We start from the raw sequence: 4,180 nt of genomic DNA, 5'->3' as shown, positions 1-4,180 counted from the left end.
TTACAAAATTTAATCAAAATTCTTTTGAATTTTCTAGCAGAAATATTATTTGCATTTGTAGAAATATTACATTTTTCAAGAATGCTTTCTCAGTCTCTTTCCAAAATAGCATAATGCACATGATCAGTAATATACTTGTTTCTTTTTAGGTTGAGTTTCTTAAATCCTATACAAAAATCAATTTTAGATATCTTATACACATTCATATATAATTTATTCGCCTTTCTGTTTTGGATACTTAAATTTTATATAAAAAGGCAGCAAAAATGCATCTAGATTTTTCTCTAGGTGCATTTTACTTTTGGAATGAATATTTTTATTGAAACTTTGACTTTTTAGTATTTGCTATATTTATAAAATAATATAATTACACATATTTATAAACTTCATATAAAGGAGAGATGTTAAAATGAAAATATTTGTAATTGAAAGTCATTCGCCATATGAAACATTAGCGTATGAAAATATAATTATGAACGATCCAGACATCAAAGGAGATGTATTAGTTTTATATCAACACAATAATGCAATTATTATTGGTAATAATCAAAATGCTTATGAAGAAATTAATCGTGAATATGTTAAAGAACACAAGATTGATTTAGCAAGAAGAAAATCAGGCGGTGGCGCTGTTTTCCATGACTTAAATAACTTAAATTTCAGTTTTATATCTGACAAATCAGATAATAATAGTTATCAAAAATTTTTGAAGCCAATAATTAATTTTCTTAATTCATTAGGACTACAAGCTGAATTTCACGGCAGAAATGATATTTTAGCTAATGGTTGCAAAATTAGTGGTAATGCCCAATATATTTCAGGAAACAGAATAGTTTCACATGGAACATTACTATTTAATGTAGATATGACTAATTTATCAAAAGCACTTAATCCTAATAAAATTAAATTTGAATCAAAGGGTATCAAATCAGTGCGTGCTAGAGTGGCTAATATTAATGACCTATTGCCTAAGAAAATGACTGTTGATGAATTTAAAAATTCGTTAGTTTCATATTTTGTGAAAAATGAAAATTCAACTCTTGAAGAAATTCCATATGCTAAGTATGAAAAAAAACTTATAGAACTAAGAGATTTATTTAGTTCTGATGAATGAAAATATAATAGATTTGCTGATTTTACATATACTAACACTCAAAAATTCCCTGGTGGTTTAATTACAGTTTATGGAACTATTGAAAATTCAATTATTAAAAATATAATTTTTGCTGGTGATTTTTTGAGTAAAAAAGACATTAGAGAAGTGGAACCTCTTTTTAAAAACATACACTATGATGAAGCTTCAATAAGAAAAGTGCTTGATAAAATAGATATGGAAAACTATTTTGGAACTTTAACAAAAGATGAAATAGTTCAAATTATTTTAGGTTAATTTATGCACAAAACTATCCAAATTAACTCTGAAATAATTCATTATTCATTTGAAGATAATCCACACAATAAACCAATTTTTTTGTTTGTGCATGGCTTTAATGACAAGGGAAAAACCATTTCCCCTGTTTTAAATTTAAAAAATCGAGACTATGTACTTTATACTATTGATTTACCAGGCTGTGGAAATTCAACTGACAATCATATACCCATTACATTAGAATATTATGGACAAATTTTAAGCGAATTTATTGACAAAATTTTTGGCAAACAATCTATAAATCTAATAGCTCATTCAATGGGCGGAGTTATATGCCTAATGAATTTACATAAGTCAAATATTAAACAATTAATTTTAGTTAGTCCATTTAATTATTACTCAGCTTCTAATAAAGATATTCAAAAAGCCAAGGGTTGAATGTTAGCACAAACCCCAGAAGAAATATATGATTCATACATTAATTTAATGTACGAACCAAGTGAAATATATAAAAGAGCCATTAAAACCATGATTCCAAAAATATTAGCTGAAAAAGATAAAACATATCAAAAATATAATTATCTTGTTAGCGAGCAATTCTTGAACCAAAAATACCTTGATGATGTAGTTAAACCTTTATATTTAAAAGCTAATAAACCTATTACGATAATATATTCAGATGAAGATAAGTATGTAACTAATTTTGAAATTACTAATTTACTAAAAGATAACCCAAGGTTCAAAAGTTATAAACTTAATGAATGCGGACACGCTTTTTTTCATCAAAAACCTGCTGAAATTAACGAAATAATTAATGATTCAATTAAAAAGTAGTTTTGCTAATTTATCTTTAAAACAGAGTTTTTAGATAAATATACCATTTGATATAACATCTTTAATAATTAATTATTTATTATAAAATTAATATTTATGAATAAAGTATATGAAATTTTTTTCGTTAATGGCGACAAACCAATATCAGCATGATTTATTATTATTTCAGGTTTTATTGCTGCAACACTTACAACAATTCTAGGACTCCCACAAGCAATCAGTTTATTTAAAAGCAAAAAAACAGGTTCAGTGAAATATTATTCATATTGAATGTTTTTTGCTGGTTTAATTGGGTGAATTTTTCTAGGTTCATTTGATCCCACACAAAAAGTTTTTATATTAGTAATTGCAAATATTATAAGCGGCTTCATATATATATTTACACTATGATTAACATATAGGTATTCAAGTGATATCAGGAGACAACGCTCTCAATGAATGGTGTTATCCCTTTCATCTATTTTATACTTAGCTATGACTGCTATTGCTTCTTGCGCTCTTGCGCTGGGATGAAAAATTTCAAATTTACTTCAATCAGTGATAGCCCAAATCATACCTATTATTACAACTTTTGCTTTCTTACCTCAAATTCTCAAAAGTTTTGAAACAAAAGATTATTCTGGAATGTCAATAGGAATGGTATATGTATTTACACTTTCAAACATTTTCTGGTGCATTTATTGGCTTAGTTTTATAGTAAATGCCGGAGCTCAATCTCAATATTTAAGCGCGATTATATGGCAAGCAATTTCATTGGGTATTTATGCTACACAATTAATTTTGATGTTGATTCAAAGGTATAAAAATAAGAAAATATTAAAAGTTAAACAAGAGTCCGACGAAAAGAAAATATTTTAAAATTTAAGGAAATTATGTATAAATCAAAGTTATCAATTAAAGAAACTCAGCAAGCAATTCAAGATTTAAAGTTTGCTTTTACTAAAAAACTTAATAAAGATTTAAACTTAACACGTGTATCTGCTCCACTTTTTGTAACTTCTAATTCGAAAATTAATGATGGTCTTAACGGTGATGATCCGGTTCATTTTTGTCCAAAACAATGAGATGAGAAAATTGAAATTGTTCATTCGTTAGCGAAATGAAAAAGATTTGCATTATGAAAATATAATTTTAACCTTGGCGAAGGTTTATGAACTGACATGAATGCCATAAGAAAAGATGATGAAGTTGACTATAAACATTCACTTTATGTTGACCAATGAGATTGAGAAATGATAATTAGCAAGGATCAAAGAAATTTAGATTTTCTAAAGAAAATTGTAAATATTATTTTTAAATCTATAAAGTATGTTGAAAACAAATTATGTTTTAAATATCCTGCTTTATCTCTTAAATTACCCACATCGGTAACTTTTATCGATTCAAATGATTTATATAAAATGTTCCCAAATTTAGAACCAGAACAACGAGAAAATGAAGTTGCCAAAAAACATAAAGCAGTTTTTATCTACAAAATTGGAAATAATCTTCCTGATGGAAAACCACAATCAAAAAGAGCGTTTGATTATGATGATTGAGATCTAAACGGAGATTTAATTTTCTATGATGAAACTAATAACACAGCACTTGAAATTTCATCTATGGGAATAAGAGTAGATAAAAATTCATTATTAAAACAAATTGGAATCACTAAAAAAACAGATGCTGATATGAGCGATTATCATCAAAAAATTTTAGATGAATCATTGCCTTTAACTATCGGCGGTGGCATTGGTCAAAGTAGATTGAGTATGTATTTATTAGAAAAAAAACATATAGGAGAAGTGCAAGTTAGCGTCTGACCCCAAAATATGAAAAATGAATTAAAAAATCAAAATATTGATATTCTTTAGAATCATTCAAATATGCAATTACATAAATGCCTGTTTAGTTAAACGGGCATTTTTTGTTTTGAAGATGAATATTTTCATAATAGTACGTGGGCAAATATAGTTTTATAATTTAAGCATTGATTTT

General features: G+C 26.5%; 4 protein-coding genes and 1 pseudogene. 4 read left to right on the top strand and 1 reads right to left on the bottom strand.

Annotated features, from left to right (window positions below; genetic code table 4):
- Positions 1–206: pseudogene (locus T386_RS04400) on the bottom strand (hypothetical protein); the annotation flags it as partial.
- A 203-nt stretch (positions 207–409) separates the two neighbouring features.
- Between T386_RS04400 and T386_RS0104025 the strand changes: the two are divergent.
- The 4 genes from T386_RS0104025 (at position 410) to asnA (ending at position 4,056) form a co-directional block, all read left to right on the top strand.
- The gene (locus T386_RS0104025) at positions 410–1,390 is read left to right on the top strand and encodes a lipoate--protein ligase (protein WP_029513841.1); all 981 of its coding nucleotides are present in this window, start codon (positions 410–412) and stop codon (positions 1,388–1,390) included.
- Positions 1,391–1,393: 3 nt separating this feature from the next.
- The gene (locus tag T386_RS0104020) at positions 1,394–2,203 is read left to right on the top strand and encodes an alpha/beta fold hydrolase (RefSeq protein ID WP_029513840.1); all 810 of its coding nucleotides are present in this window, start codon (positions 1,394–1,396) and stop codon (positions 2,201–2,203) included.
- Positions 2,204–2,293: 90 nt separating this feature from the next.
- Positions 2,294–3,061: a PQ-loop domain-containing transporter gene (locus T386_RS0104015; RefSeq protein WP_029513839.1), complete on the top strand. Its 768-nt coding sequence runs from the start codon at positions 2,294–2,296 to the stop codon at positions 3,059–3,061.
- 14 nt (positions 3,062–3,075) lie between these two features.
- Positions 3,076–4,056, top strand: a complete 981-nt coding sequence (gene asnA, locus T386_RS0104010) for an aspartate--ammonia ligase (protein WP_029513838.1) — start codon at positions 3,076–3,078, stop codon at positions 4,054–4,056.
- Positions 4,057–4,180: the final 124 nt, after the last annotated feature.

The organism is Mycoplasmopsis primatum ATCC 25948 (assembly GCF_000702785.1).
GTDB lineage: Bacteria > Bacillota_I > Bacilli_A > Mycoplasmatales > Metamycoplasmataceae > Mycoplasmopsis > Mycoplasmopsis primatum.
This window is presented reverse-complemented; position numbering and strand designations above follow the sequence as displayed.